General features: G+C 72.0%; 18 protein-coding genes. 14 read left to right on the top strand and 4 right to left on the bottom strand.

The window, feature by feature from the left end:
• Nucleotides 1-223: 223 nt before the first annotated feature.
• Together PV789_RS01680 and PV789_RS01675 are read left to right on the top strand one after the other, a co-directional pair.
• Nucleotides 224-601 carry a hypothetical protein gene (locus PV789_RS01680; RefSeq protein WP_019609224.1) on the top strand — a complete coding sequence of 126 codons (378 nt, stop codon included), beginning with the start codon at nucleotides 224-226 and terminating at the stop codon, nucleotides 599-601.
• Nucleotides 602-1249: 648 nt separating this feature from the next.
• On the top strand, nucleotides 1250-2389 hold the full coding sequence (locus PV789_RS01675) for a WD40 repeat domain-containing protein (protein ID WP_274975851.1): 1140 nt from the start codon (nucleotides 1250-1252) through the stop codon (nucleotides 2387-2389).
• Between the two features lie 200 nt (nucleotides 2390-2589).
• Here the strand turns inward: PV789_RS01675 and PV789_RS01670 are convergent, their stop codons facing one another.
• On the bottom strand, nucleotides 2590-3264 hold the full coding sequence (locus PV789_RS01670; RefSeq protein WP_274975850.1) for a hypothetical protein: 675 nt from the start codon (nucleotides 3262-3264) through the stop codon (nucleotides 2590-2592).
• 199 nt (nucleotides 3265-3463) lie between these two features.
• Between PV789_RS01670 and PV789_RS01665 the strand changes: the two genes are divergently transcribed.
• Nucleotides 3464-3937, top strand: coding sequence for a GerW family sporulation protein (locus PV789_RS01665; protein WP_274975849.1), 474 nt, complete (start codon nucleotides 3464-3466; stop codon nucleotides 3935-3937).
• 133 nt (nucleotides 3938-4070) lie between these two features.
• Here the strand turns inward: PV789_RS01665 and eccD are convergent, their stop codons facing one another.
• The gene (gene eccD, locus PV789_RS01660; RefSeq protein WP_274975848.1) at nucleotides 4071-5405 is read right to left on the bottom strand and encodes a type VII secretion integral membrane protein EccD; all 1335 of its coding nucleotides are present in this window, start codon (nucleotides 5403-5405) and stop codon (nucleotides 4071-4073) included.
• A 217-nt stretch (nucleotides 5406-5622) separates the two neighbouring features.
• Here eccD and eccCa point away from each other — a divergent pair, with 217 nt between their 5' ends.
• The 11 genes from eccCa (at nucleotide 5623) to PV789_RS01605 (ending at nucleotide 22080) form a co-directional block, all read left to right on the top strand.
• Nucleotides 5623-9588 (top strand): type VII secretion protein EccCa, encoded by a 3966-nt coding sequence (gene eccCa / locus PV789_RS01655; RefSeq protein WP_475469232.1) that lies wholly within the window; start codon nucleotides 5623-5625, stop codon nucleotides 9586-9588.
• Nucleotides 9589-9854: 266 nt separating this feature from the next.
• Nucleotides 9855-10979, top strand: coding sequence for a hypothetical protein (locus tag PV789_RS01650; RefSeq protein ID WP_274975847.1), 1125 nt, complete (start codon nucleotides 9855-9857; stop codon nucleotides 10977-10979).
• Nucleotides 10980-11241: 262 nt separating this feature from the next.
• Nucleotides 11242-11577: a hypothetical protein gene (locus PV789_RS01645; RefSeq protein WP_013156414.1), complete on the top strand. Its 336-nt coding sequence runs from the start codon at nucleotides 11242-11244 to the stop codon at nucleotides 11575-11577.
• A gap of 40 nt (nucleotides 11578-11617) precedes the next feature.
• On the top strand, nucleotides 11618-11908 hold the full coding sequence (locus tag PV789_RS01640) for a WXG100 family type VII secretion target (RefSeq protein WP_212641868.1): 291 nt from the start codon (nucleotides 11618-11620) through the stop codon (nucleotides 11906-11908).
• A 14-nt stretch (nucleotides 11909-11922) separates the two neighbouring features.
• Nucleotides 11923-12267, top strand: a complete 345-nt coding sequence (locus PV789_RS01635) for a hypothetical protein (protein WP_061079668.1) — start codon at nucleotides 11923-11925, stop codon at nucleotides 12265-12267.
• Between the two features lie 74 nt (nucleotides 12268-12341).
• The gene (locus PV789_RS01630; protein ID WP_274975846.1) at nucleotides 12342-14825 is read left to right on the top strand and encodes a protein kinase domain-containing protein; all 2484 of its coding nucleotides are present in this window, start codon (nucleotides 12342-12344) and stop codon (nucleotides 14823-14825) included.
• A 272-nt stretch (nucleotides 14826-15097) separates the two neighbouring features.
• Nucleotides 15098-16027, top strand: a complete 930-nt coding sequence (locus tag PV789_RS01625) for an AEC family transporter (protein WP_274975845.1) — start codon at nucleotides 15098-15100, stop codon at nucleotides 16025-16027.
• Between the two features lie 230 nt (nucleotides 16028-16257).
• Entirely contained in the window at nucleotides 16258-18168 is a 1911-nt protein-coding gene (locus tag PV789_RS01620) for a serine hydrolase domain-containing protein (protein ID WP_274975844.1), read from the top strand.
• A gap of 285 nt (nucleotides 18169-18453) precedes the next feature.
• A complete protein-coding gene (locus PV789_RS01615) occupies nucleotides 18454-18786 on the top strand; it encodes a hypothetical protein (RefSeq protein ID WP_274975843.1) in 333 nt (110 codons plus the stop codon).
• A gap of 62 nt (nucleotides 18787-18848) precedes the next feature.
• On the top strand, nucleotides 18849-21509 hold the full coding sequence (locus tag PV789_RS01610; protein ID WP_274975842.1) for a TPR repeat domain-containing protein: 2661 nt from the start codon (nucleotides 18849-18851) through the stop codon (nucleotides 21507-21509).
• 58 nt (nucleotides 21510-21567) lie between these two features.
• Nucleotides 21568-22080, top strand: coding sequence for a hypothetical protein (locus PV789_RS01605; RefSeq protein WP_274975841.1), 513 nt, complete (start codon nucleotides 21568-21570; stop codon nucleotides 22078-22080).
• A 93-nt stretch (nucleotides 22081-22173) separates the two neighbouring features.
• Here the strand turns inward: PV789_RS01605 and PV789_RS01600 are convergent, their stop codons facing one another.
• Together PV789_RS01600 and PV789_RS01595 are read right to left on the bottom strand one after the other, a co-directional pair.
• Nucleotides 22174-23586: a dihydrolipoamide acetyltransferase family protein gene (locus tag PV789_RS01600; protein WP_274975840.1), complete on the bottom strand. Its 1413-nt coding sequence runs from the start codon at nucleotides 23584-23586 to the stop codon at nucleotides 22174-22176.
• Between the two features lie 21 nt (nucleotides 23587-23607).
• Complete coding sequence (locus tag PV789_RS01595; protein ID WP_019610797.1) at nucleotides 23608-24588, bottom strand: alpha-ketoacid dehydrogenase subunit beta; 981 nt, start codon at nucleotides 24586-24588, stop codon at nucleotides 23608-23610.
• Nucleotides 24589-24590: the final 2 nt, after the last annotated feature.

Raw genomic sequence — 24590 nt, 5'->3', positions numbered from 1 at the left:
AATGTGATATTGGTCACTTCTAGAAGCCTCGACTACGAGGGGTCAGTTGCTGCTAGCATCCGGAGCGCAAAGAATAACTACGAGGTAACGACATCGTTCACGCCTCACCAACTTTGTGGAGGGAACCCGCCAAGGCCACCTGAGGCGGAGCACCTCGAACCGCGGCGACGTGGCCGCACAAGCGAACACGGCACCGCGGCAACCTAGACCACTGGAGACGACCTTGAGTCACTGGCGCCTGAACAACCCCCGGGCCTCCCGGGCGAAATCGGCCCTCGCCAGGCGAATCAAGCACAAGCCCCGCCACGCCTTCTGCGCCCAGCGCGCGATCACGGCACTCCTGGGCGAGCTCGCCTCCGTGACCCCCCGCCAGTTCTACTGGTCGGGCAGCTCCGAGCTGGCCGTCGTCTCGGTCCAGCGGGACGTCAACGTCTGGTGTCGCGACGGCCGCTTCTTCTGGAACGACCTGTTCCACGGCGGCCCGGTCTCGCATCCCGCGAGCGACCCCGTCGGCGCCGCGGAGCTCCTCAACCCCTTCGCGCAGGGGCCCGAGCCGGTCTACGGCCACGGCAGCGTCATCAACCACACGGTCGCGGCCTGAGGCCGCACGGCCGACTCTGAGACCTCTCGGTCAGCGGAGCCGCTGAGCCCTCGGCTGCCGCCCGCGGAGCCCGCTCCGCACACGTACCCGTCCGTGCGCTCCCCTGTCCGGCGCACGGCCCTCTCAGGGGCGCCGAACGCGCCCGACACGCCTGTCGGCGTTCCCGGGCCCCGCGCGCGGACCCCGTCGCCCCGCGCGGCACCGTTCTCCCGTGTCTCCCGTGGAGACGACCCTCTTCCCCGCACACGCCCCTCGGCCACCTGTCCGGCGCGCGTGCGGACGATTCCTTGTTCCTTCGCCCTACCCGTGCAGAAGGACTCGACACGTCCCGGTCCGGCGTAAAGCCGAAACCCCCTGGTACGCGGGCGTTTCCGCGCCCGGGTTCCACGGGCCCCGGTCGGCCTTTCGCCCGCCGCACGTGCCTTCGGCCCTCCTCCGGCCTTCTTCCGGCCCCTCCTCCGACGGAGAGATCTCCGGACCTACGGCACCAAAAACTGACAGACGGGCACATAACCTGCCCGAACCCTCCAGAACCATTCCCCACCAGCGGTCCTCTGGGGTTACGGTGGCTGCTGACAACCACACACGCACCGGCCCGGAGACGACGGGCCGTCCTCGCTCACCCCTGTAACACCCCCCAGAGGACCCATGCGCCCCCTCCACCCCGAAGAACCCTCACAGCTCGGGGAACGACGCCGCCGCTCCCTCCTGCGCGCGGCGGCGCTGGCCGGTGTGGTGGTGCTCCTGGTGAGCGTGGGGCTGTACTCCTTCACCGCCCCCTCGTGGGACCCCGAGGCCGCCGAGGGCGCCGCCGACTGCTCCGCGACCGGATCGGCCCTCTCCGACGGCCTCGCGCCGACCGGGACCCCGATGACCTCCTTCCCCGGGGACGTCCCGCTCGCGCTGTCCTTCTCGCCCGACGGCTCCGTCCTGGCCGTCTCCCAGATCGACACGGTGACCCTGTGGGACTGGCGGGAGTCGCGCGCCATCGCCCGCATCGACCACGACTCCTCCGCCGTGCCGCCGACCCCGGCGGCGTTCAGCCCCGACGGGTGCCTGCTCGCCTACGGAACCCTCGACGGCGCCTCCGTCGTCGACCTGGAGACCGGCAGGAAGCGGGTAGTCGGTGAGGAGAGGGCCGTGCGGTCGATCGCCTTCAGCCCCGACGGCTCCTCACTCGCGCTGGGCGTGCGCAGCGACCCCGACGGACGGCTGCTGCACCTGCACGACACCCGTACCTGGGAGCTGGAGGCGCGGCTGTCCGGCTCGGGCGTGCTGGGCTCGATCAGGTACTCGCTCGACGGCAGCGTGGTGGCGGGCGGCGAGGAGGGCGGCGGGATCGCCGTGTGGGACGCCGAGGACCTCTCGCTGCGGGGCCTGATCCGCGAGCGCGCCGGTGTGGGCGCGGCCTCGTTCGACCTCGTCCCGGACGGCTCGGCCGTGCTGCTCATCCGCTCCGGCTCCGTGCTCCTCGTCGTGCCCGGGACCGGAGCGATCGTCCGCGAGTTCGTCCCCGGCCCGGACGAGGGAATCCTGGTGGACGTCGCCTACAGCGCCGCGAGCGGCCGCGTGTTCGCCGCCCGCCTGGACCCCGCCACCGGCCGAGGCGACATGGTGGCGTGGCGGTACGCCTCGGCGACCGAGGTCGCGCTGGGCCCGGACCTGCCCCGCGTGTTCCCGATGGCCCTGTCCCAGGACGGGTCCCGGGTGGCGGGCCTGCGCACGGGGACCGGCGACGTCGCCGTCTACGACACCGAACTGAACCTGCTCAACGTGCTCACGCCCTGAGCCGGGCCGCGGGCGCGCGGTGGACCCGGCCCCCTGGAGGGCTGGACGGGGAGGCCGTCAACGCGTGGGGCCGCCGCTGCGGTGACCTCCGGACCGGCCCTTGCTACGCGCCGTGACCTTGTACTCATAGCGGGGTTCGAGCGTCGACATCGGCTATGCGTACAAGATCATCGCAGTTCAGAGCCCACGCGGTCAGTCCGCTAAGCGCCGGTGGAGGCGAGGATCTCCTCCGCCGCCCTGAGGGCGCGCGCGACCATCTCCTCCTCGTCGACGTAGGGAACGCCCTCGTAGTCGACGACCTCCGTCGCCGAGTAGTCGACGCTCACACCGACCTGGCCCTGGACCACCTGGAGGTCGACGTCGGTGCCCTCCGGGTCGACCTCCACGACCGCGTAGTCACCGATCTCGATCGAGGGGTCGGCGTCCTCCTCCGCGGGTGCCGAGGTGTCTTCCCTGTAGAGGCCCTCGTTGATCTCCAGGCGGTAGGTGAGACTGTGGCTGCGCGGCGGCGGACCGATGCTCGTGGCCACGGTGATGCACGTCATGGAGAGGCCGCCGAGATTCTCCACGTCCTCGGCGTCGGGGACACCGGCGTCGGACTCCTGGTTGCCGGCCCGGTCCTCGGGCGGACCGAGCAACTCGGTGCTGGTCTCCTCGGAGAGCACCTGGCACAGGTCGTCGGGGGCCAGCTCCATCGGGTCCACCAGCTCGACCGCCTCCTCGGGGGTCCCCTCGGGCGGGGAGGCCTGGGCGTCGGCCGCCGCGGTGTCGGGAGCGTCCGCGGCCTGCTCCGGCTCCGCGCCGCCGCAGGCGGTCAGCATGAGGGCCAGGACCAGCGCGGTCGCGGTCTTCGTCGTGTGGGGCGCAGGGGACACCGGGGGTTTCCTTCCTGGGTAACGCGGACGGCGGACACCATATCGCCCTCCCCTCACATTCCGTCACACAGCGTCCCGGACAACGCCGCCTTCCACGGGCCGTGACCCGGTGTCCGGAACAGGCCAGGAACGTTCCGGGCACCGCGGCCGCGTTACACAATGGGGCGGGTACGCAACCGCCACGAAGGGACCCGCCGCCATGCCGGACACCGCTCTGGGCCGCCGCGCCCGCCGCACCAGTCCCGCCCTGTCCGCGCTGGCCAGGCTGATCGAGAACACCGGCGCTTCGGCGCGGTCCTCGTCGGCGTTCGGCGAAGCGGTGGTCGCGGAGGGTTCTACGGTCGTCCCGGTGGCGCGGGTGACCGCGCTGACCATCATGGGCGGGGGTTCCAGCCGCCTGTTCGCCGCGGGCGGGGACGGCGCCGGGGGCAGCGGCTTCGTCCGGGTGCGGCCCGCGGGCTTCCTGCTGATCGACCGGGAGGGGGCGCGGTACCGCCCCATCCGGCAGCCCGCGTCGCTCCTCGTCATCCCGCTGGCCGTGGTGACGGCCGCCGCGGCCACCCGCATCGTGGGCGTGTCGCTGCGCGAGGCGCGCCGCCGCCGCGCCCTGGCCGCGACGAGGGAGACCCACGAGGCCGCGCGGGCCTCCTGCGGCACCGAGCACACCGACTGACCGGCCGCGCCGGAAGCCGCCTCCGGACGGCGCCGGGCCGTCACGGGGCTCCCGTCCCCCTCGGGAACCGCGTCGCGCCGGACGCGGACCCCCGTACGTCCCGCCCGTTCCCGGGGAGGACCCGCAGTCAGGGCTACGAGGTCATCCGCTCCACGAACGCGAACAGGCCCATCCCCCAGGCGAACACCGCGCACATCGCGATGATCACCAGGATCTCCGTCCAGTTGAGGAGGCGGCGCAGCGAGGCGCGCGGCACGTCGGTCAGCCGCACCCAGCTCAGCACGCCCAGCGCGATTCCCGCCACGAGCGCGACCAGCGGCAGCCACGGCGCCAGGAACGCGTACTCGCCGACCGTCGCGACACCCGCCGCGCCCAGGCCCAGCACCCCCGCCAGGCGCAGCGGAAGCACGTGCCGGATGCGGTCGAACAGCCGCGAGCGCAGCACCAGCAGCAGCGAGAGCAGCGCGCACAGCAGCAGGTCGGGCGGGCCCGCGGCCAGGTAGGCCAGCAGCACGGTCGTCGCGCCGCCGCTCACCGCCGCGCCCAGCACGACGCCCAGCAGGATGCGGTCGGTGTTGCCGAAGGTGTCCTCGAACCGGTCCGTGGTGACCTGTCCCGAGCGCCCCACCTCGTAGTCGAGCCCGGACAGCCCGCCCATCACCATCGCCACGCGCGGCAGCGCGCCCACGCACAGCGCCAGGACCAGCCCCATGGACCGCGCCCCCTGCACCGGCTCCACGAAGACGCCCACCACCACGAGCACTCCGGCCGTCACCGCGACCACGCCGAGCGCGCAGATGTAGGCCAGACCCGTCTCGTGCATCGTCCAGCCGATCACCGCCACCAGCAGCGCTCCGGACAGCGCGAAGGCCGCCTGCACCAGGAAGCCGGCGTCGGTCAGCAGGTTCGCGGCGAGCACGGCCGTGACCGCGCCCCACGCGCAGGCCGTCGCGAACAGCACGTGCGCGACGGCGGGCAGCGGCCTGCGCGCGGCGAGCAGCATCACCGCGACCGTGAACAGGGTTCCCGCCGAGGCGATCCCCAGGTGCCAGGCGGACGGGCTCAGCCGCATCATCAGCCCCAACAGCAGCAGGGGGCCGATGGCCGCGACGAGGAGGCCGAAGGACAGCGTGGTCGTGGGGTTCCAGATGTGCGCGGTGGCGTCGACGCGGTCCTCGACCGCGCCGCGGACGTCGTCCACGTGCGCGGGCCTGCCCGGCGCGGTGCGGCGGTCCAGCATCAGCACGTCGCCGTCGTAGACGCCCGCGCTCTCCAGCGGCTGGTCGGGGTGGACGGGGTCGCCCTCCACGGTGGTGAGCGTCCACGCGGCGGGTTCGGTGCCCTCCTCCTCGGGTGCGCAGACCTCCAGGATGCGGGGCATCAGTGTGGCCACGGGAACCGTTCCGGGGAGTGCCAGATCGGCCCAGCGTTCCGGTCCGGTCACCGTGACCCGGCAGTATCCACTCACACCAAGAATTCCTTTGTCGTTCGTCGTGGGCGGTTGTCACCCTCGGGGGGAGACGGACGCGAATTAGGCGATTCGCGGGGATCGCGAGATCATTCCTAGCGTAGCCACCCAGACACCAGCCCCCGTAGGCGGACCGAAAGAGATCCCCGTGGCGACGAGACCCGTACCCCGCCCAGCTCGCAGCGTCCCGACTGCCCCCGGGAACACTCCGCTCGTCATCGCGACCCCTCCCCAGATGCCGGAGAACCCGCCCTCGTCGAGTTCCGGCGCGATGATCATCATGCCGATCATCACCGGTTCGGGCTCTCTGCTGATGTCCATCACCATGGGCCACCGTCCGCTGATGGCCGTCGCCGGCGTGATGATCATGATCGCCAGCGTGGTTGTCGGCATCATCATGTTCGTGGCCCAGCACAACGGCCCGCGCAAGCGCATCCGCGAGCAGCGCGAACGCTATGTCGACTACCTCGACCAGCTCCGCGAGATCGTCCGGGACGTGGCCTCCGTCCAGCGCGCCGACAGCGCGTTCCGCCACCCCGACCCGCAGCTGCTCGTCGATCCGGCGCGGTCGCGGACGCGCCGCTGGGAGCGGCGGGCCGCCGACCCGGACTTCCTGGACCTGCGGGCGGGCACCGGGACGCGCCCGCTGGCGCGGCGGCTCAGGCTCAAGGTCGACACCTCCTCGCCGCTGATCGTCTACGACCCCGTGTGCCAGGGCGCGGCCGACCAGCTCATCGAGCTGTACGCGAACGTCCCCGAGATGCCGCTGGTCCTGCCGCTGCGCGAGCACGGCGTGGTGTCGGTCGTGGGCGACCGCGAGGCCGCGCGGGGGCTGGCCCGCTCGCTCGTCGCGCAGATGGCCACCTTCCACTCCCCGCACGACCTGCGGATCGGCGTGGTGCGCGACAACAAGCTGCGCTCCCACTGGGAGTGGCTGAAGTGGCTGCCGCACAACACCTTCGACGAGGCCAAGGACGGGCCGATGCCCGCCCGTTTCGTCGCCGTCAACACCGTGCAGATCGCCGAACTGCTCTCCGACGAGATCGAGCGGCGCACCGTCGACCTCCAGCGGCGCCGCGGCGCCCCGCCCGGCCCGGGCACCCAGCGCCTGGTCGTCGTCCTGGACGGCGAGTACCAGTCGACCCTGTCCGGTCTGCACGCCGAACCGCCGGTGACCTCCCTGGCCGACCTGGGCATCCACGTGATCGCCCTGGTGGCGGACCGGCGCGAGGAGCCGGAGGGCGTGGACCTGCGGCTGCGCATCGACGCGGACGGCACGCTGACCGAGGACACCGAGCACGCCGACGCCTCCGAGGACGCACCGCGCGTCCCGCTCCGGGGCCGCGCGGACCGGTCCGACGTCGCGCACCTGACCTCCCTGGCCCGCCTCCTGGCCCCGTACGGCATCGCCGTCACCGACAGCGACGACGCCATGCACGCCACCGTGGGGCTCCCGGAGATCCTGGGCGTGGCCGACGTCGCCCAGCTGGACACCCGGCAGACCTGGCGCAGGCGCAGCACCGGCGACTACCTGCGGGTGCCGATCGGCGTCGGGCCGAGCGGCAACACGGTGCTGCTGGACCTGAAGGAGTCGGCCTTCGGCGGCATGGGCCCGCACGGCCTGGTGGTCGGCGCGACCGGCTCGGGCAAGTCGGAGATGCTGCGGACCATGGTGGCCTCGCTGGTCATCAACCACTCGCCTGAGTCGCTCGCGCTGCTGCTGGTGGACTTCAAGGGCGGCGCGACCTTCGCCGACACCGACCGCCTGCCGCACAGCACCGGCCTGATCACCAACCTGGCCGACGACGACTCGCTGGTCCTGCGGTTCCGCGAGGCGACCTACGGCGAGCTGGTGCGCCGCCAGCAGATCCTCAAGGACGCGGGCAACCTGCCCAACCTGCACGCCTACGAGGCGGCCCGGGAGAACGACCCCGGCCTGGAACCGCTGCCGCACCTGCTGATCATCATCGACGAGTTCTCGGAGCTGCTCACGGCGCACCCCGACTTCGCCGAGCTGTTCGTGGCCATCGGGCGCATCGGCCGGTCGATCGGCGTGCACCTGCTGCTGGCCACCCAGCGCCTGGAGTCGGGCAAGCTCAAGGGCCTGGAGTCGCACCTGTCCTACCGGGTGGGCCTGCGCACGTTCTCCGAGGCGGAGAGCCGCGAGGCCATCGGCGTGGGCGACGCCTACCACCTGCCGCCCGAGCCGGGCTCGGGCTACCTGAAGGTGGACACGTCGGTCTTCGAGCGGTTCAAGGCGGCGATGGTATCGCAGCCCTACGAGCCGCCGGTCCGGGAGGAGAAGGAGGAGCACGAACCGGTGCTGCCCCTGCTCTCCTTCAACGGGCTGAACAAGGTGACCGGGGCGGGCTCGCTGGTGGAGTCGCTGGTGGAGTCGATCCGCGGCCGGGGCGGGGAGTCCGGGCGCAGGGAGGACAAGCGCACCACGCTCCAGGTCACGGTGGACCGGCTGGTGGCCTCGGGCGCTGAGAAGGTCCGGCCGATCTGGCTGGAGCCGCTGCCGCGGCTGCTCACCCTCGACAGGGTCCTGGAGGACCTGGGCGAGGGCGAGGACCTGGAGGGCCCCGGAACCGAGCCGCGCCCGTCGGACATGCGCGCCGTCATCGGCCTGACCGACATCCCCCGGGAACAGCGCGTCGTTCCGGCCGAGATGGACTTCACCGGCGCCGAGGGCAACGTCATCGTCCTGGGCGGCCCCCAGTCCGGCAAGTCGACGCTGCTGCGCACGGTGGTCGCGAGCCTGGCGTGGCGGTACCCGCCGGGCCGCGTGGGCGTGTACGCGATCGACTTCGGCGGCGGCGCCCTCCAGGCGATGGAGGAGCTGCCGCACGTGGCGGGCGTGGCCGGGCGGGCCGACCCGGAGAAGGTGCAGCGGGTGCTGGTGGACGTGCGCGCCCAGCTGGACCGGCGCCAGCGCGTGTTCCGCAAGTACCGGCTCGACTCCCCCGCCGCGCTGCGCCAGGCGCGCGCGGACGGGACGGTGCCCGCGAACGTGGTGGGCGACCTGTTCCTGCTGGTCGACGGCTGGTCCTCGGTGCGCGACACCTTCGACGAGGCCGACGAGGTCCTGATGGACATCGCGACCCGCGGCCCGTCCCTGGGCGTGCACACGATCCTGACCGGCGCCGCCTCCTCGCAGATCCGGTCCCGGTTGCAGGCGCTGTTCGGCGGCCGGTTCGAGCTGCGGCTGAGCGACCCGATGGACTCGGGGATCGGGCGCAAGATCGCCGAGGCGCTGCCCAAGGACACCCCGGGGCGCGGCCTGACCGCCGAGGAGCACCACACGCACGTGGCCCTGCCGCGGGTGGACGCGGTGGCCGACGACGAGGACGTCACCGACGGGATCCGGGACCTGGTCAAGCGGATCGGGGAGCGCTGGCCGCAGAAGGCCGTCCAGGGCGTCAAGACGCTGCCCTCCAAGGTGGAACTGTCCGACCTGCTCAAGGGCCGCCGGGCGCCCAAGGGCCGCGCCGCCGAACTGGTGTTGGGCCTGGCCGAGAGCACGCTGGCGCCGACCACCACGAACCTGGCCCGGGACCCGCACCTGGTGGTGTACGGCGACCCGCAGACCGGCAAGACCGCCCTCCTGCGCGGGCTGGTCAAGCAGATCGTGCAGCGCCCGCCCACGGAGATCGGCGTGGTCATGGTGGACTTCCGCCGCAGCCACCTGGAGCTGGTCCCGGAGGACCACCTGCTGGCCTACTGCACGAGCGCGGAGCAGACCCAGGCGGTCGCCGCGAACCTCGCGGGTTCGCTGAAGCAGCGCCTGCCGGGGCCGGACGTGACCCCCAAGCAGCTGCGTGAGCGCAGCTGGTGGAAGGGCCTGGACCTGTTCATCGTCGTGGACGACATGGACATGCTGGGGGCGAGGGCGAACCCGCTCGCGCCGCTGGTGCCCTTCATCGCGCAGGGCTCCGACCTGGGGCTGCACATCATCGCGGCCCGCCGCACGGGCGGTTCGGCGCGGGCGATGTTCGAGCCGGTGCTCCAGGCGCTCAGCGACATGGCCACGCCGGGCGTGCTCTTCTCCGGGGACCGGATGGAGGGGCGCCTGGCCAACGGCACGGCGTCCAAGCAGCTGCCGGTCGGCCGCGCCCAGCTGGCCCGCCGCGGCCAGCGCCCGGACCTGGTCCAGGTGGGGTGGAGCGAACCGCCCGCGTGACCCCGGGGCCCGCGGCGCGGCGCGCGGCGCGGGCCTCCAGGCAGTACGGACACCCAGGTGTGAGGCCCCTGCCCTGGTAGGAGCTTCGCGGCACCGGCCTTCAGGCGGTGCGCGTCCCGGCGCGGCGCACCCGGCCGGGGCGTCGTGTCGTCGCGGACCGGATAATGGGTACCGCGTCCCGGAGCGAACCTCGGCGTCCCCGGGACAGTCCCACCCCGTGCCCCCGCGGCCTCCCGACCGACCCCGTCCCCCCGAAAGGCAGCTCCATGCGGCGCCCCCTCGCCCTGACCTCGGCAGTGTGCCTGCTCGCCCTGACCGCGTGCACCGGCACGTCCGGCGGCTCCGGCGGCGAACCCGGGACCGGGGAGGAGCTGGCCGAGGAGGGGCTGTCCGGCCTGGCCCTGCTGCACCGGGGCTTCGAGGGCGGCGACCCGGAGACCGACCAGGTCCTGGTCTTCCACGACCCCGCGACCGGGCAGCCGCTCCAGCGGATCGCGCTGCCCGACGGCGCGGTCGACCCGATGGCCCGGGACCTGGCCGTGCACGCGCAGTTCTCCGCGGACTGGACGTACTTCGCCTACGTCACCGAGGAGCCCAACGCCGTGCAGGTGGCGGCGCTCACCGATCCGCAGGAGTCCGGCGCCGAGGAGGTCTCCTACCAGCAGGTCGAGTCCGTGCCCGCCTCGGAGGGGGAGGTCCTGTCCCGTCCGGTGATCAACGGCGACCGGCTGTGGTTCGTCTCCGACACCCCGCAGGACGGCGTGCCCCCGCAGGTGCTGTCGGTGCCCCTGGAGGCCCCGACGGGCACCCCCAACCAGGAGGGCAGCCTCCTGATCGGCGAGAACCAGCGGCCCAGCGACTGGGCGCTGACCCCGGACGGGTCGCTGCACATCCGCAACAGCGTGCAGACCCGGCAGAGCAACGCCGTGGACGGCGGCATCCTCGTGGTTCGGGAGACGGCGGACAGCGTCGTCAACGCGGCCCTCAACGTCGACGGAGGCCAGTGGCAGACCTTCGGCAACTCCCCGGTCTGGGGCGGGGGCACCGCGCTGCTGCGCCCCGACGCCCCCGCCGGAGGCGGGGAGCCCCCGGCGGGCGCGTACCTGGTGACCGTGGAGGAGCAGGGGCACACGGCCACACGTCTGCTGGAGGAGGGCGACGGGCCGGTGGTGCAGTACGCGCCCTCGCCCGAACGGGACGCGGTCCTGCTCCAGACCAGCGGGTCCTGGCACCGGGTGGACCTGGCCGAGGGCGAGCCGGGAGAGGCCGCGGAGCTCTTCCCCCGCTTCCACGACTCGTCCATGGACGGCTGGCCGCTGGCGGTGCGCTGGGTGACGGAACCCGTGGCCGCGGACCCGAGCGCGAGCCCCGGCGCGGGCGGCGGCGGGTGAGGGCGCCCGGGCCCCGGTCCGGGCCGGGCCCGTGGCCGGAAGCGGTCAGCCGCCGCGTGCGGGGCACTGCCTGCGATCAGGCCGATCGCCGCCCGACGACCGATGTCACAAAAGCGCACCTCCGTTGACCGAAAGGTGCGATCCTTACTATCGTCCGTAATCTCCCCTCTTTATCGTGGCCACACGAATCCCCATGTGAACGCGGCCCGATACGAAACGAAGAGGCGGCCCCTTCCACCCCCAACTCCCGGGAAAGGCACAGATGTCCCACGCCGGTCTTGAAAACGTCAACAGCCTCGCGGTCGGCGGTGAGCAGCTCGGACAGGAGTCCGAGGGCATCCGCACCCAGATGAACCAGCTCATCCAGGACATGAGCAACGACGCCGACGCCCTCCAGGGCGAGGCCCTCGCCCGTTTCCGCGAGGCCCGCGAGCAGCTCACCGAGCGCTTCGACGAGCTGATGTCCTGGTGCAGCCAGAACGGCATCAAGCTGAACGAGGGCCAGGGGCAGTTCAACATCACCGACTCCGACTCCAGCTCCGACTACTCCCAGGCCGGAAGCGACCTCGGCGGCCTCTCCCGCCCGGTCAACGCCTGAGTCGTCCCCCTCCCCCACGCTCTCCCCAGAAAGGTTTCCCATGAGTCAGTTCGACGTGTACGGCGACGTCGCGGGCCTCCAGGGCCTGGCCGAGGACCAGCAGGCCCACCTCGGCCGCTTCTCCGCCATCATGAGCCAGATCAACGAGCAGTCCGAGAGCACCGTCAGCCAGTGGGAGGGCTCGGGCAGCGCCCAGTTCCAGGCCAAGGCCACGGAGTTCGACACCCAGTTCTCCGAGGTCAACGCCGCCTTCGCCAAGGTGATCGCCGCGACCGGCAACACCGCGGACAACTACGGCAGGCTGACCCGCTACCTCGACGGACTGTTCTAGTAGGCTGAGCGGCGATGTCGTCCCCATCCCCCGCGTCCGCCCCGGCGGACCCGGATCCGCAGCTCCCCGAGGCGTTCCACTACACGCCCAACGAGGAGAAGTACGTCCTCCAGGCGGACGCCCTGCGGCACCGGCAGCTGCGGTCGGCCCTCATGTACGGTTCGAGCCGGTACTGGCGGCGGCGGCAGCAGGTGTGGCCCGCGGTGATCGGCGGGCTCATCCTCGTCGCGCTGATCTGCGGTGTCATCGCCCTCATCGGGGCCTTCGGCCGGCAGCAGGAGGTCAACGAGGAGCGCGGTTGGGGCGCCCGCCAGCAGATGTTCCAGAGCCCGGCCACCGAGGCGCCCTCGTCTCCGTAGCACCCGGTGCCGTCCTCCCCGTCGTCTGACGGGGATCCTCCACACCACGAACACCACCAGGGGGTCGCTCTCCCATGTCCGGCTCCGAGCACGCCGCCTGGGCGCCCGGTTACGGCAACCCGGCCCTGCTCCGCCAGGGGCGCCGCGCCCGGATCGTGCGGGCCACGCGCTCCACGAGCGGTGCCGACGTCGTGCTCAAGGTCCTGCCCGAGCACCTGGGTCGCGCCGAGCTGAACCAGCTGCGCGAGCTCAGCGGGGTTCCCGGCGTGGTCCCCCTGCTGGACGCGGGGACCACCGCCGACGGTGACCTGTTCGTGGTGCTGCCGTTCTACGCGGACGGCTCCTTCGGCGACATGCTCGCCCGGAGGGGACCCGCTCCGATCCAGGAGGCGGCGGCCGTCTCGCGGAGCGTGGCGGCTGCGCTGGGTTCGATGCACGGGCGCGGGCTGCTGCACGGGGACGTGTGCCCCGGCAACATCCTGCGTGCGGGCCGGACGCCGGTGCTGACCGGTTTCGGTTCCGTCCACCGGTCCGGGGAGGCCCTGCCCCCGCCCGACCCGGCGACGGAGTCGTTCCTGCACGCGGCGCCCGAGGCGCTGCGGGGCGAGCCGCGCACGCCCGCCTCCGACGTCTACCAGCTGGCGTCCACCGTCTGGACGATGCTGGTGGGGCACACGCCGTTCTCGTCGACGGACGGAACGCCGTTCGACCCCCGCGACTACGCCGAGCGCGTCCTGACGCAGGACCCCAAGCCGGTTCCCCGCTCCGACATCTCCCGCAAGCTGCGGGGTGTGCTCACCCGGGCGCTGGCCAAGCTGCCCGAGGAGCGCTTCGCGACCCCGGCGGCGTTCGCCTCGGCCTTCGAGCAGGCGCGCATGTCCCGGCCCGCCGCGACGATGGGCGCGACCGGCGGCCAGGAGCCCCTGAGCGGTGCGCAGGCGCCGATGTCGGGGCCGCAGATGCCGATGAGCGGGCCGCAGATCCCCATGTCGGGCGCCCAGACGCCCATGGAGAGCTTCCAGCCCCCGGCCGCGGACGCGCGGACTCCGCACTCCGGACCCCAGTACCCGATGGCGCCGCCGCAGGCCCCCATGCCCGGCGCCCAGAGCCCGGCGTACGCGCCGGACCCGGCGGCGTCTGGTCCGCAGCAGCCGATGCCGGGCCACGAGGCTCCCGTATGGGAGCAGCACCCCCACACACCCGACCCGCAGGCCCCGATGAGCGGGCCGCAGGCCCCCATGTCCGGCGCCAAGACGCCCGTGGAGGACTTCCAGCCCCCGACCGCGGACGCGCGGACTCCGCACTCCGGACCCCAGTACCCGATGGCGCCGCCGCAGGCCCCCATGTCGGGACCGCAGGCACCCGTGTCGGGTCCCCAGACCCCGATGAGCGGGCCCCAGCTTCCGCCTCCGCCGTACGCCGCCGGTCCCCAGCAGGACGCCTACACCCCCTGGACGGGCCCGCAGGCCCCTCCCCCGGCACCTCCCGGGCCGCAGACCCCGCCCGGCACGGACGTCCCGCCCTCCCCGGCCCTGCCGCCGTCGGGTCCGCAGAGCCCGCCCGCCACGGCGTGGTCCCGCCCCTCGGGCCCCCAGGCCTCGCACGCGCCCGCCGCCCCGCACGTCCCGCCGCACGCACCGCCGTTCCCCGGGGAGGCGGCCCAGCGCCCGGCGACCGGGCCGCAACAGTCTCGACAGCCACAGCCGCCGCGGTCACGGGAACTCAGGCCCCGGCCCACCGGGCTGGAGGGGAGCAGGCTCCCGGCCGTCGACCCGGGCGGCACCGCCGAGATCATGATGGCCAAGCTGCGCGGCGAGGAGATCTCCGCGCTGCGCGCCTGGTCGCGCCTGGAGGGCTGGACGGGCACCGCCGAATCCTCCGCCCTGCCCGTGGACGAGTCCGAGCGCGTCGAGGACGACACCCCCTCCTGGGGTCCCGTGGCCGAGACCGAACAGCACCAGCCGCGGTGGCGCCGCCACCTCCACATCGCCGTGACCGTGTGCGGCATCCTCATGGTCACCGGCGTCTCCGGGGTGTTCGCCGCGCTGGAGTCACCGGCCCCGGTGGTCGCGGCCGCCGAGCAGGAGACCGAACCGGAACCAGCGGCCGACGAGGAGCCCGCCGAACCGGTCGTCGACCCCTCGGCGCCGCCCGAGGTCTCCGCGCCGACCGGCGTCCTCCTGGCGGACAGCCTCAACGCCGTCGAAATCAGCTGGACCGACAACAGCGGCGGCACCGCGTCCTTCTTCGTGCTGGGCGGCCCCTTCGGCCACGAGGCCGCCACCCTGGCCCGGACCGGCCCCGGCGTGGTGTCCGCGCAGGTCGCCACCGGTTACACGGGCATGGAGTACTGCTTCACGGTGATCGCCGTGGACGGCTCCGCGTCCGCCGCTGAGGAGGTCTGCACGACCCGCGCCGCCGACCGGGCGGAGGCCGAGCGGCTGGCCGAGGAGGAGGCCGCCGAGGAAGCCGCCCGGGAGGCGGAGGAGGCTGCCGAAGAGGAGGCCGCCGAAGAGGAGGCCTCGCCGTCCCCCGATCCGGAGGCGCCCGCGGAGTGAGGCCTCACGCAGTGGTGCGACCACTTGCGCCGTGATCCTGTACTTATAGCGGGGTTCGACGGCCCGGACTCGCCATAAGTACACGATCATCGCAGTTCAGAACCCTTGCGTCACACCAGCAACGGTTCCGGCCAGTCCACGTCCGGCACCTACTGGCGGACGCCCGCAGACCGTCACAGCACCCGCACCGGTGTGATCTGCGACGTATCGCCAGAACCCGACCTCGGATAGCGTCTTCGGGTTGTGTCGCGCGTGTGCAGTGGGAGCGCCTCTTGTCCGGGGTCTTGATCGGTTTCGGTGTCATCACCAGCGTCGTCGTCATCGGCTACATGCTCGGGCGCCTCCCCCTCCTCGGCCCGGGGGCCAGGGAGATGCTCAGCAAGCTCGCCTTCTACGTGGCCAGCCCAGCGCTGCTGTTCACGATCCTGGCCGACGTCGACCTCTCCGTCCTGGTGTCCGGGCCCGTCGTGGTCAGCGTCATCAGCGTGGCCGTCGTGGCGTTGGCCTTCGTCGTGTTCGGGCTCGTCCGGCGCCAGGGCGTCGGCCCCACCACGGTCGGCGCGCTCGCGTCCTCGTACGTCAACGCGGGCAACCTGGGCATCCCCATCTCCGTCTACGTGCTCGGCGACGCGTCCCTGGTCGCGCCCATCCTGCTCACGCAGCTCCTGGTCCTGGCCCCGGTCGGCCTCACCCTCCTGGACCTGGCCGACGGCGACGTGCGGGGGGTGGGCCCCGTCTTCCGGCGGGCGCTGGGCACGCCGGTCCGCAACCCCGTGGTGATCGCGTCCCTGGCGGGCGTGGCCATCTCCGCCTCGGGCTGGGTGCCGCCCGAACCCCTGATGGAGCCCTTCCACCTGATCGGCGGCATGGCCGTCCCCGCCATGCTGCTGGCCTTCGGGATCTCCCTGCACGGCAGCCCGTTCCCCGGCCGGGGCCCGGAACGGGTGCCGATGCTGTTCGCCGTGGCGCTCAAGTCCGCGGTCCAGCCGCTGGTGGCGTGGGCCCTGGGCGCCCTGGTCTTCGACCTGGACGCCTCCAGCCTGTTCTCCGTGGTCGTGCTGGCGGCACTGCCCACGGCCCAGAACGTCTTCAACTACGCCACCCAGTACCGCACCGGCGAGGTGATGGTCCGCGAGGTGGTGCTCGTGACCACCTTCCTCACCATCCCCGCCCTGCTCACCGTCACCTTCCTGCTGGGGTGAGCCGGGGCGGAGCCCGCGCCGGGCTCCCGAGACCGCCGGGCGGCACGGCGAACACCGCGACCAGCCGGTGGGTCCTCCCCGGCCGCACCCGCCCGCTCCCCCTCCGCTCCGCGCCCGGGACCCCCGGTGGTGCAGCTGGCTGTAGTACCGGAACGCCCGTCCGCACCAGTGCTCCGAACAGCGCCGAATCCTAGGTTCGAGGGGTAGCGAAAACACCCCGGGAGCCCCTGATGCCACGAGTTCCACGCGTCCTGCCGATGCTGGCCGCACCCCTGATGATCGCCGCCGTCCTAGCGCCCGGGGCGGCCTCGGCCGCCGCCGCGCCCGGCGCCCCCACCGCCCCGCCGACCGCCCAGGCCGAGGCCGTGCCGCTCAACCCCGAGACCGCGCGGGAGTTCGTGGACACCCGCGTCGCCGAACTGCTGGAGGAGCACGGGGCGCCCGGCGTGGCCGTGACCGTCGTGGCCGGGGGCGAGCAGGTCGCCTCCGCCTCCCACGGGTACGCCGACCTCGCCACCCAGACCCCCATGGACCACACGGTCCACACGCTTCCCACCGGATCGGTGTCCAAGTCCTTCACCGCGGCCGCCGCCCTCCTCCTGGCCGAGGAGGGGGAGATCGACCTGCACGAGGACGTCAACGCCTACCTGCCCGAGGCCGCCCAGTTGCCCATGGACGGCGTCACGATGCACCACCTGCTCACCCACACCGCGGGGTTCGCGGAGGTGTTGGACTTCCCCTCGGCCGGGGACACCGAACGGCACCTGGACCTTGAGGAGGTGTACAGCACCCTCAAGCCCGAGGAGCTCTACGAGCCCGGCCGGTTCACCGCCTACTCCAACCACGGGAACGGTCTGGCCGGGTACGTCGTCCAGGAGGTGAGCGGCCAGCCGTTCGAGGAGTACGTCGCCCAGAACCTGTTCGAGCCGCTGGGCATGGACAGGAGCGCGTTCCTCCAGATCTACGACGCCCGCGAGGTCTACGAGGTCCCGACGTTCCACCTGCCCGACGGCAGCACGGCCGGGGACCTGCACGTCTCCCAGGCTCCCGCGGGCGCCTCCCTCGCCTCCACCGACGACATGGCCCGGTTCATGCTGGCCCTGCTGGGCGACGGCGAGATCGACGGCGAGCGCGTACTGCCCGCCGGGGTGGCCGAGCAGATGCTGGCGAGCCAGCACGAGTCCCACCCGGAGGCCCCAGCCGTGGGCTACGGCACCTACCAGTGGCGGGGCGGGGACTCCCCGGTCATCGGCCACGCAGGCGACCTGACGGGCATGCACACCGCCTACACCCTGATCCCCGGGATCGACGCCGGGATGTTCGTCGCGGTCAACGGCGACGACTCCGTCCCGGGAAGCCCCCTGGAGGACCTGCGGATGACGGTGGCCCAGGAGTTCTGGGACACGTTCGACCCGCAGGCCGCGCCGACCGGGGAGGCCGACACCGGCGCCGACCTCGGCGCCTACACGGGCACCTACGTCAGCAGCCGCCGCTCCGCCAGCGGGCCCGGCCAGATCGTCTCCCTCTTCGACAACATGACCGTGCGCGACGCCGGGGACGGCACCCTCTCCGTCAGCGGTTCGATGGCGGCGGACGACCGCTGGCTGCCCGTCGGCGGGGGACGGATGGCCGCGGAGAACGGCGCGGACCGGCTGACCTTCCTGGAGGAGGACGGCGAGGTCGTCGCCCTGGCCACGGACACCAACGCCACCCAGGTCTACGAGCGGACCACCCTGCTGACCAGCCCGATCACGCACGGTGTGGTCGCCGCCGCCGGTCTGCTCGTCCTGTTCACCGCGTTCGTGCAGTTCCGCCGCGCACCGGACCGGTTCACCGTCCTGGCCCGCGTGCTGGCCTCGCTGACCGCGCTGAGCTGCTTCGTCGCCGTCGGGCTCGTCGTGTACGGACTGTTCGACAGCCACACGCTGCAGCAGTGGATCTTCAGTGAGTCCCTCGCGCTCACGCTGCCGCTCGCCGTCGCCGTCCCGCTCACCCTGGCCACCGCGGCCGTGGCCGTGACCGCCTGGGTCAGGGGGCGGCTGCGTCCGGCCGGGCGGATCCACCTCTCGCTGGTCGTCCTGGCCGCGACGGCCGTCATCCTCACGGGGGCCCGGTACGGCTTCGTGTGGCCGGTGTCCTGAGCGGGCGCGGGTCCGGAGCCCCGTCCTGGCTCCGGACCCGCCTCCGGCTCCGGCTTCAGCTGAACAGGAGCTAACGAACCGAGGCGAAAGGTACACACGCGGCGCCTCTCCGGGTAGCATCCCCACAGTTCAGGGGAACGGCGGAACTCCTGCCCCCGGCCGCGCGTCCCACCCGTCATCCGGACCCGCTCCAGTGGCCTCCACGGCCGCGGGCGGGCCTTCCGTGCGTGGAGGGCGTCGTGCTCCTCCCCGCGGGTTCCGCGTTCGAGGAGAGGAGACCCCCACATGACCAACGAAGCGGGCGGCAACCCGATCGAGGGGATGCGGGGCGGTGAGTACGCCGAGACGCTCGCGGCCGCCATGGCCGGGCTCGCCGACGCGTTCGACCTCCTCATGGAGGACGCCGAGAGCGCCTCGGGCCACGACGACGTCAGGGCCGGGTTCAGCACGTTCAAGGAGAACACCGCCCAGGCCCTCATCGACGTCCAGGCGCTCGGGCTGACGCTGGCCGACAACGTCCAGGCGGGCGCGGCGGAGATCGCGCAGAACGACCTGGACAGCTCGGAGGACTTCGACCACCCCTGGGAGTCCCACCGCGACATCAACTTCCAGGGCTGACGGCTTCCCCGCCGACCCGCACCGCCCCCCTTCTCCCCGCCCGCAGCCCTCCGAGGAAGACCGTGGCAACCTTCTCCGTCATCTTCGTCCCCCGTGACTTCTACTACGACTCCAAGCCCGTCTACGACTGCGCGGCGGACTTGGAGATCCTCAACGCGCGCGTCCTCGGCCGGGCCGACGACCTCAACGGGAGCTTCGACTCCGCCGCGGGCGAGTTCACCGACGTCATCGCCTGGGACGTCCGCAACCTGTCGGAGGAGGACCTCCAGAACTGGCGGGACGCCGCCGTATCCGTCACCTACGCCGCCTCGGTCGCCGAGATGTGGGCGGACGCCGTCAAGGCGTTCCACGACGAGCGCGAAGCGCAGATCACCAGCTGGGAGGGCAGCAGGACGGAGAAGGAGAACGCCGTCCCCTCCAAGTACCAGGACGACCACATCACCGCGTCCCACCCGCAGGCCGACGGCTTCCTGTGGACGGACTGGGGCGCGGGGGACGAAGCGCGCTGCCGGGCCCTCTACGACGAACTCGTCACCGTGCAGGAGGGCCTCATCTCCCGCGAGCAGACCAACTGGCAGGGCCTCCAGGACAGCGCCGAGGAGATCCGGACGATGCTCGAACAGGGGCCGACACCGGAGAACGTCCGCACGCTCATGGACGCGGGCAACGCCAACTGGGCGTTCCTCAACCTCGACCCCTCCCGCTACTCCTCGCTCATCGACGACAGCGAGCTCACTCCCGAGAACGCCGAGCAGTACGCCGACGAGCTCGCCGCCTACTGGTCCGGTGACAAGCCGCTGGACGACCGCTACCACGAGATGATGCTCGTGCTCACGATGGTGGGGACCGGCGCCCGGCAGAACCAGCAGGACGGCACGCCGCTCAGCCCCGAGGAGATCGCGTTCCTGGAGGAGTTCTACGCCCAGCTGGAGGAGCCCTACCGCAGGGACGGGGCCGGGGCGGGCATCATGGTCTACCCCGAACTCATGGCCGAGTCCGACATGAGCGACGAGGAGCGCGAGGACGCCCTCGGCGTCCTCGGCAACGGGCTGCTCGCGCTCTCGGACCCCGCGCTCGGCGGAGGGTACGAAAACCTGCCCGAGAGCTTCCGTTACGCCGTCGAGGGCTCCTGGATCAACCCCGACGCCGAGAACAAGCTCCCCGGCACGCCCGTGAGCATGGGGATGGACATGAAGGCGCTCTCCGCCTTCATGGAGCACACGGACGAGGACCTCCAGGGCGGCTACGGACTGTCCACCAACCTGCACCTGACCACCGGCGCGTTCCTCGACGCCTGGGGCGACGACCCCGACCCCGAGGGGGTGCTGCCCGACTCCGAGCAGGTCTCCCACATCATCGACGTGGCCAGCCGCAACACCGACGCCAACTACTACATGCTCACCGGCGACCACCTCAACGGGGAGGAGGGCGTCGACCACGGCGACGAGGACCTGCGCACGCGGGCGCTGGAGGGCACGCTCACCCACGAGTGGCACGACGACGGGCGCACCGCGCGCCAGCTCACCGACTGGCTGGCCGAGGACATCCACAGCGAGGACCCCGACGTGCGCCAGCGGGCCGGGGACGGTTTCGCCGGGTTCATGGAGACCATCACCGACAAGGACATGCATGAGGCCCTCGTCAACACCGGAGTGGACGTCACCGAGGGGGACAACGAGTACTCCGACGCCTCGTTCACCCAGTTCAACGGGGAGCTGGCCGACAGTCTCGCCGACGTCTTCGACGCGCACATCTACAGCTTCGCCAACAGCGACGTGCTCGACAGCGATGACGTGCCGAACTCGGGCATCGGGGAGTTCGAAGCGGATCGGAGCTTCGTGGACATGGGCCCCGACGAGCGGGCCATGTACATGCAACTCCTCATGGGCAACGACGAGACCGCCGGACGCGTGGTCAACTCAGTGGACGCCTACCAGCAGATCGAGTCGTTCGCCTTCCTGGAGACCGGGAACGAGACGGCCGCCGCACGCGGTGCCGGACAGCTCCAGGGACTGCTGGAGCGGGCACTGTGGCTGGAGTCGGAGGACCGCACCGCCGATCTCGGTGAACAGGTCGATCGCCAGAAGCAGATCACCGAGTTCGTGGTGGGGCAGGCGGGAAGTTTCTCCGAGCGGATTCCGGTCATCGGCACGGCCGTGTCCATGGGGCTGGAACTCGGCCAGGACAGCATCGTCAACGCGATCGTCGACGGCGAGTACGACGTCTCTCCCCGGTTCCCCGTCTACACCAGCGAAGAAAGCATCGTGCGGAACTTCCGGATGGAAACCCTCGACTACCTGGCACAACACTCCCCCCAATCGTTCCAAGACGACACCCAACGCGGCGATTTCAGGACTCTGGTCGACAGCGGCGTGGTGACCGTCGAGCGCGACGGCCAGGCGCTCGACGCCTCCGACATCAGCAACGACTTCGTCTTCGGCCAGGACGTGACGGTCAGCGTCGCGGCGGACATCGACTGGTCCGAGCTCAACAGCAACGACCGCGACGGCGTCGACGACGCCCTCTCCGGAATCATGGACACGACGCATATCTACGGCGAGTACATCGACAAACACGGGGAGCCCGTCAGGCACGACGGCACCAGCGCAACATGGGCCGGTCAATTCGTCGACGTGTACACGGGTGCCTATGGCGAGACAAGGGACTACTTCAACGGTGAGGTCTCAGGTTTCGACAAACCGGACGAGGAACCTGAGGGATGACGAACCAGCGGACCACCACACCGATCCGTACCCAACCCGATCCGATCCGGAGAAACCGTTGACTCGTCACGAGGGCCGTACGCCCGCCTTCCTGGCAGCCACCCTGGCCATGTGCGCAGCTCTGGCCGCGTGCTCCACATCCGAGCCCGAACCCGAAAGGAGAGGGCCGCCTCCGGGCTACGTCTCCCAGTTCTGGGTCGAGCGCGAGGTCATGGTGCGTACTCTCGACCGCATGCTCATCGAGAACGACCAGGAGGAAGTCCTCGACAACAGCACCGGCAGTCAGGAAGTACTGTTCGACACACGCATCCTCCAGGAGACCGAAGACGGCTACGTCGTCGAACTCGACAAGGACGCGTGGCGCACCGACGAAGCCCTCCACCTCGGTGAACTCGATTCTGCCTTGGCCAACGCCACCGGTTTCAACGAGGTCACCTGGTGCGGGGAGGCCGTGGAAGGCGACGAGTTCGTCGACGCCTACATGGACGAGCACTGGGAGACCCTCGACTCCCACGAGGAGTACACGGCCAGCATCGCCGACTACGTCGACTGCGGGGACGGCACCCCGTAACCCTCCCGGGCCCTCCGGGGACGGGCTCCCCTCACGGAAGGAGACCGGTGCGACGATCTCGCACCGGCCCCCTTCCCGCTGTCCCGAAAGCCCCTACCCCCAGGCCAGGGCGGTCAGCTCCGGGTCCTCCAGCGCCGTGCCGATGTCGCGCAGCACCTTGGAGCCCAGCTCCCCGTCGACCAGGCGGTGGTCGAAGGACAGCGACAGGGTCGTCACCTTGCGGACCTTGAGCTTGCCCTTGTGCACCCAGGGCATGTCCCGGATCTGCCCGAAGGCGAGGATGGCCGCCTCACCCGGGTTGAGGATCGGGGTGCCCGCGTCCACGCCGAACACGCCGACGTTGGTGATGGTGATGGTTCCGCCGGACATGTCCGCCGGGCTGGTCTTGCCCGCCCGGGCGGTGTCGGTCAGCCGCTTCAGCTCCGCCGCCAGCTCCGGCAGGGTCATGGCGTCGGCGTCCTTGATGTTGGGCACCACCAGGCCGCGCTCGGTGGCCGCCGCGATCCCCAGGTTCACGTAGTTCTTGACCACGATCTCCTGGTTCTCCCCGTCCCAGGAGGCGTTGACCTCCGGGTGCCGCCGGACCGCCATGAGCAGCGCTTTGGCGACCAGCAGCAGCGGGGACACCCGCACGTCGGCGAAGTCGGGCCGCTCGCGCAGGCGCGCGACCGCCTTCATCGTCCTGGTGACGTCCACCTGGAGGAACTCGGTGACGTGCGGAGCGGTGAACGCGCTGTCGACCATCGCCGCGGCCGTGTGCTTGCGTACCCCCTTGACGGGCACGCGCCGCTCGCGCGCGGTGCGGTCCACGGCCGCCGCGGGTGCCGTCTCCACGGTCTCCGCCGTCTCCGCGGCCTCCGGGCCCACCGGAGCCCGGCCGACCGCGGCCCGCACGTCCTCGCGGGTGACGACGCCGTTCTCGCCCGTGGGGGTGACCGACGCCAGGTCCACGCCGAGGTCCTTGGCCAGCTTGCGCACCGGCGGCTTGGCGAGCGGGCGGCCCGGCGCCGGGGCGGGGGCAGTGGCAGGGGCCGCCTGCGTCTCCCGCAGCGCGGGCGTGTCGGCGGGCGCGGGCCCGCTGACGCGCGGCACGGGCGGCGACGCCGGTGCCGAGGGGCCCGGGCGGCGGCGCGGGCGGCGCTGGGTGGAGGCCGCCTTCTCGCCGTAGCCGACCAGCGGCTTCTCCCGCTCCTCGGAGTCCGCCGATGGGGCGGTCCCCGGGGCGGAACCGCCGGAGCCGTCGTCCACGGTGATGATCACCGCGCCGACCTCCACGGTCTGGCCCTCCTCGGCCAGCAGCTCGCGCACCGTCCCCGCGAACGGGCTGGGGAGTTCGACGACCGCCTTGGCGGTCTCGATCTCGCAGATCATCTGGTTGACCGTGATCTCGTCACCCGGCTTGACGTACCAGGTGAGGAGTTCGGCCTCGACCAGGCCCTCCCCGACGTCGGGCAGCTTGAACGACTGCACTCCGCCGACGGCGGGTGCGTTCTTGGAAATCGCCATGTCCTTCGGTTTCCCCGATCCCTAGTACGCGAACGCCCGGTCGACCCCGTCCAGGACCCGGTCCAGGTCCGGCAGGTAGTGCTCCTCCAGCCGGGACTGCGGGTAGGGGGTGTCGAACGCGGCCACGCGGATGACCGGCGACTCCAGGTGGTAGAAGCACTCCTCGGTGACCCGGGCGGCGATCTCCGCGCCGGGGCCGCCGGAGAGGGGGGCCTCGTGGGCGACGACCAGGCGCCCCGTCCTCTTCACCGAGGCGAACAGGGTCGGGTAGTCCACGGGGGACAGCGAACGCAGGTCGACGACCTCGACGGAGTGGTCGGTGTCGGCCTCGGCGGCCTGGAGCGCCGTCTTGACCATGGGCCCGTACGCCAGGAGGGTCACGTCCGTGCCGGGACGGACCACGCGCGCGGCGCCCATCGGGGCGGCCTCGGCGATGGACGCCCCGGTGTCGACCTCGGCCTTCTCGTAGTAGCGCCGCTTGGGCTCCAGGAAGATCACCGGGTCGTCGGAGCGCACCGCCTGCTGGATCATCCAGTAGGCGTCCTCGGGGTTGGCCACCGACACCACGCGCAGCCCGGCGGTGTGGGTGAAGTAGGCCTCCGGGGACTCGCTGTGGTGCTCGACCGCGCCGATGCCGCCGCCGTAGGGGATGCGCATGACCACGGGCATGCTGAGCGTGCCCGCCGAGCGGCGCCGCATCTTGGCCAGCTGGGTGAAGGTCTGGTTCGCGGCCGGGAAGAAGAAGCCGTCGAACTGGATCTCCACCACGGGGCGGTAGCCGCGCATGGCCATGCCGATCGCGGTGCCGACGATGCCGGACTCGGCGAGGGGGGTGTCGATGACCCGGTCGGCGCCGAAGTCCTTGTGCAGGCCGTCGGTGACCCGGAAGACGCCGCCGAGCCTGCCGACGTCCTCGCCCATGACCAGGACCTTGGGGTCGTGCTCCATGGCGGCGCGCAGGCCGGCGTTGATGGCCTTGCCGATGGTGAGGTTGGTTCCCATGG

Source organism: Nocardiopsis camelliae, assembly GCF_028993595.1.
GTDB classification, from domain to species: Bacteria; Actinomycetota; Actinomycetes; order Streptosporangiales; family Streptosporangiaceae; genus Nocardiopsis; species Nocardiopsis dassonvillei.
This window is presented reverse-complemented; position numbering and strand designations above follow the sequence as displayed.

Bases quoted from the DNA above. Each gene is read 5' to 3' on its own strand.
- PV789_RS01595 (WP_019610797.1), bottom strand. From the start codon at position 24,588: ATGGGAACCAACCTCACCATCGGCAAGGCCATCAACGCCGGCCTGCGC.
- PV789_RS01645 (WP_013156414.1), top strand. From the start codon at position 11,242: ATGTCCCACGCCGGTCTTGAAAACGTCAACAGCCTCGCGGTCGGCGGT.
- PV789_RS01635 (WP_061079668.1), top strand. From the start codon at position 11,923: ATGTCGTCCCCATCCCCCGCGTCCGCCCCGGCGGACCCGGATCCGCAG.
- PV789_RS01650 (WP_274975847.1), top strand. From the start codon at position 9,855: ATGCGGCGCCCCCTCGCCCTGACCTCGGCAGTGTGCCTGCTCGCCCTG.
- PV789_RS01600 (WP_274975840.1), bottom strand. From the start codon at position 23,586: ATGGCGATTTCCAAGAACGCACCCGCCGTCGGCGGAGTGCAGTCGTTC.
- PV789_RS01665 (WP_274975849.1), top strand. From the start codon at position 3,464: ATGCCGGACACCGCTCTGGGCCGCCGCGCCCGCCGCACCAGTCCCGCC.
- PV789_RS01620 (WP_274975844.1), top strand. From the start codon at position 16,258: ATGCCACGAGTTCCACGCGTCCTGCCGATGCTGGCCGCACCCCTGATG.
- PV789_RS01675 (WP_274975851.1), top strand. From the start codon at position 1,250: ATGCGCCCCCTCCACCCCGAAGAACCCTCACAGCTCGGGGAACGACGC.
- PV789_RS01630 (WP_274975846.1), top strand. From the start codon at position 12,342: ATGTCCGGCTCCGAGCACGCCGCCTGGGCGCCCGGTTACGGCAACCCG.
- PV789_RS01615 (WP_274975843.1), top strand. From the start codon at position 18,454: ATGACCAACGAAGCGGGCGGCAACCCGATCGAGGGGATGCGGGGCGGT.
- PV789_RS01640 (WP_212641868.1), top strand. From the start codon at position 11,618: ATGAGTCAGTTCGACGTGTACGGCGACGTCGCGGGCCTCCAGGGCCTG.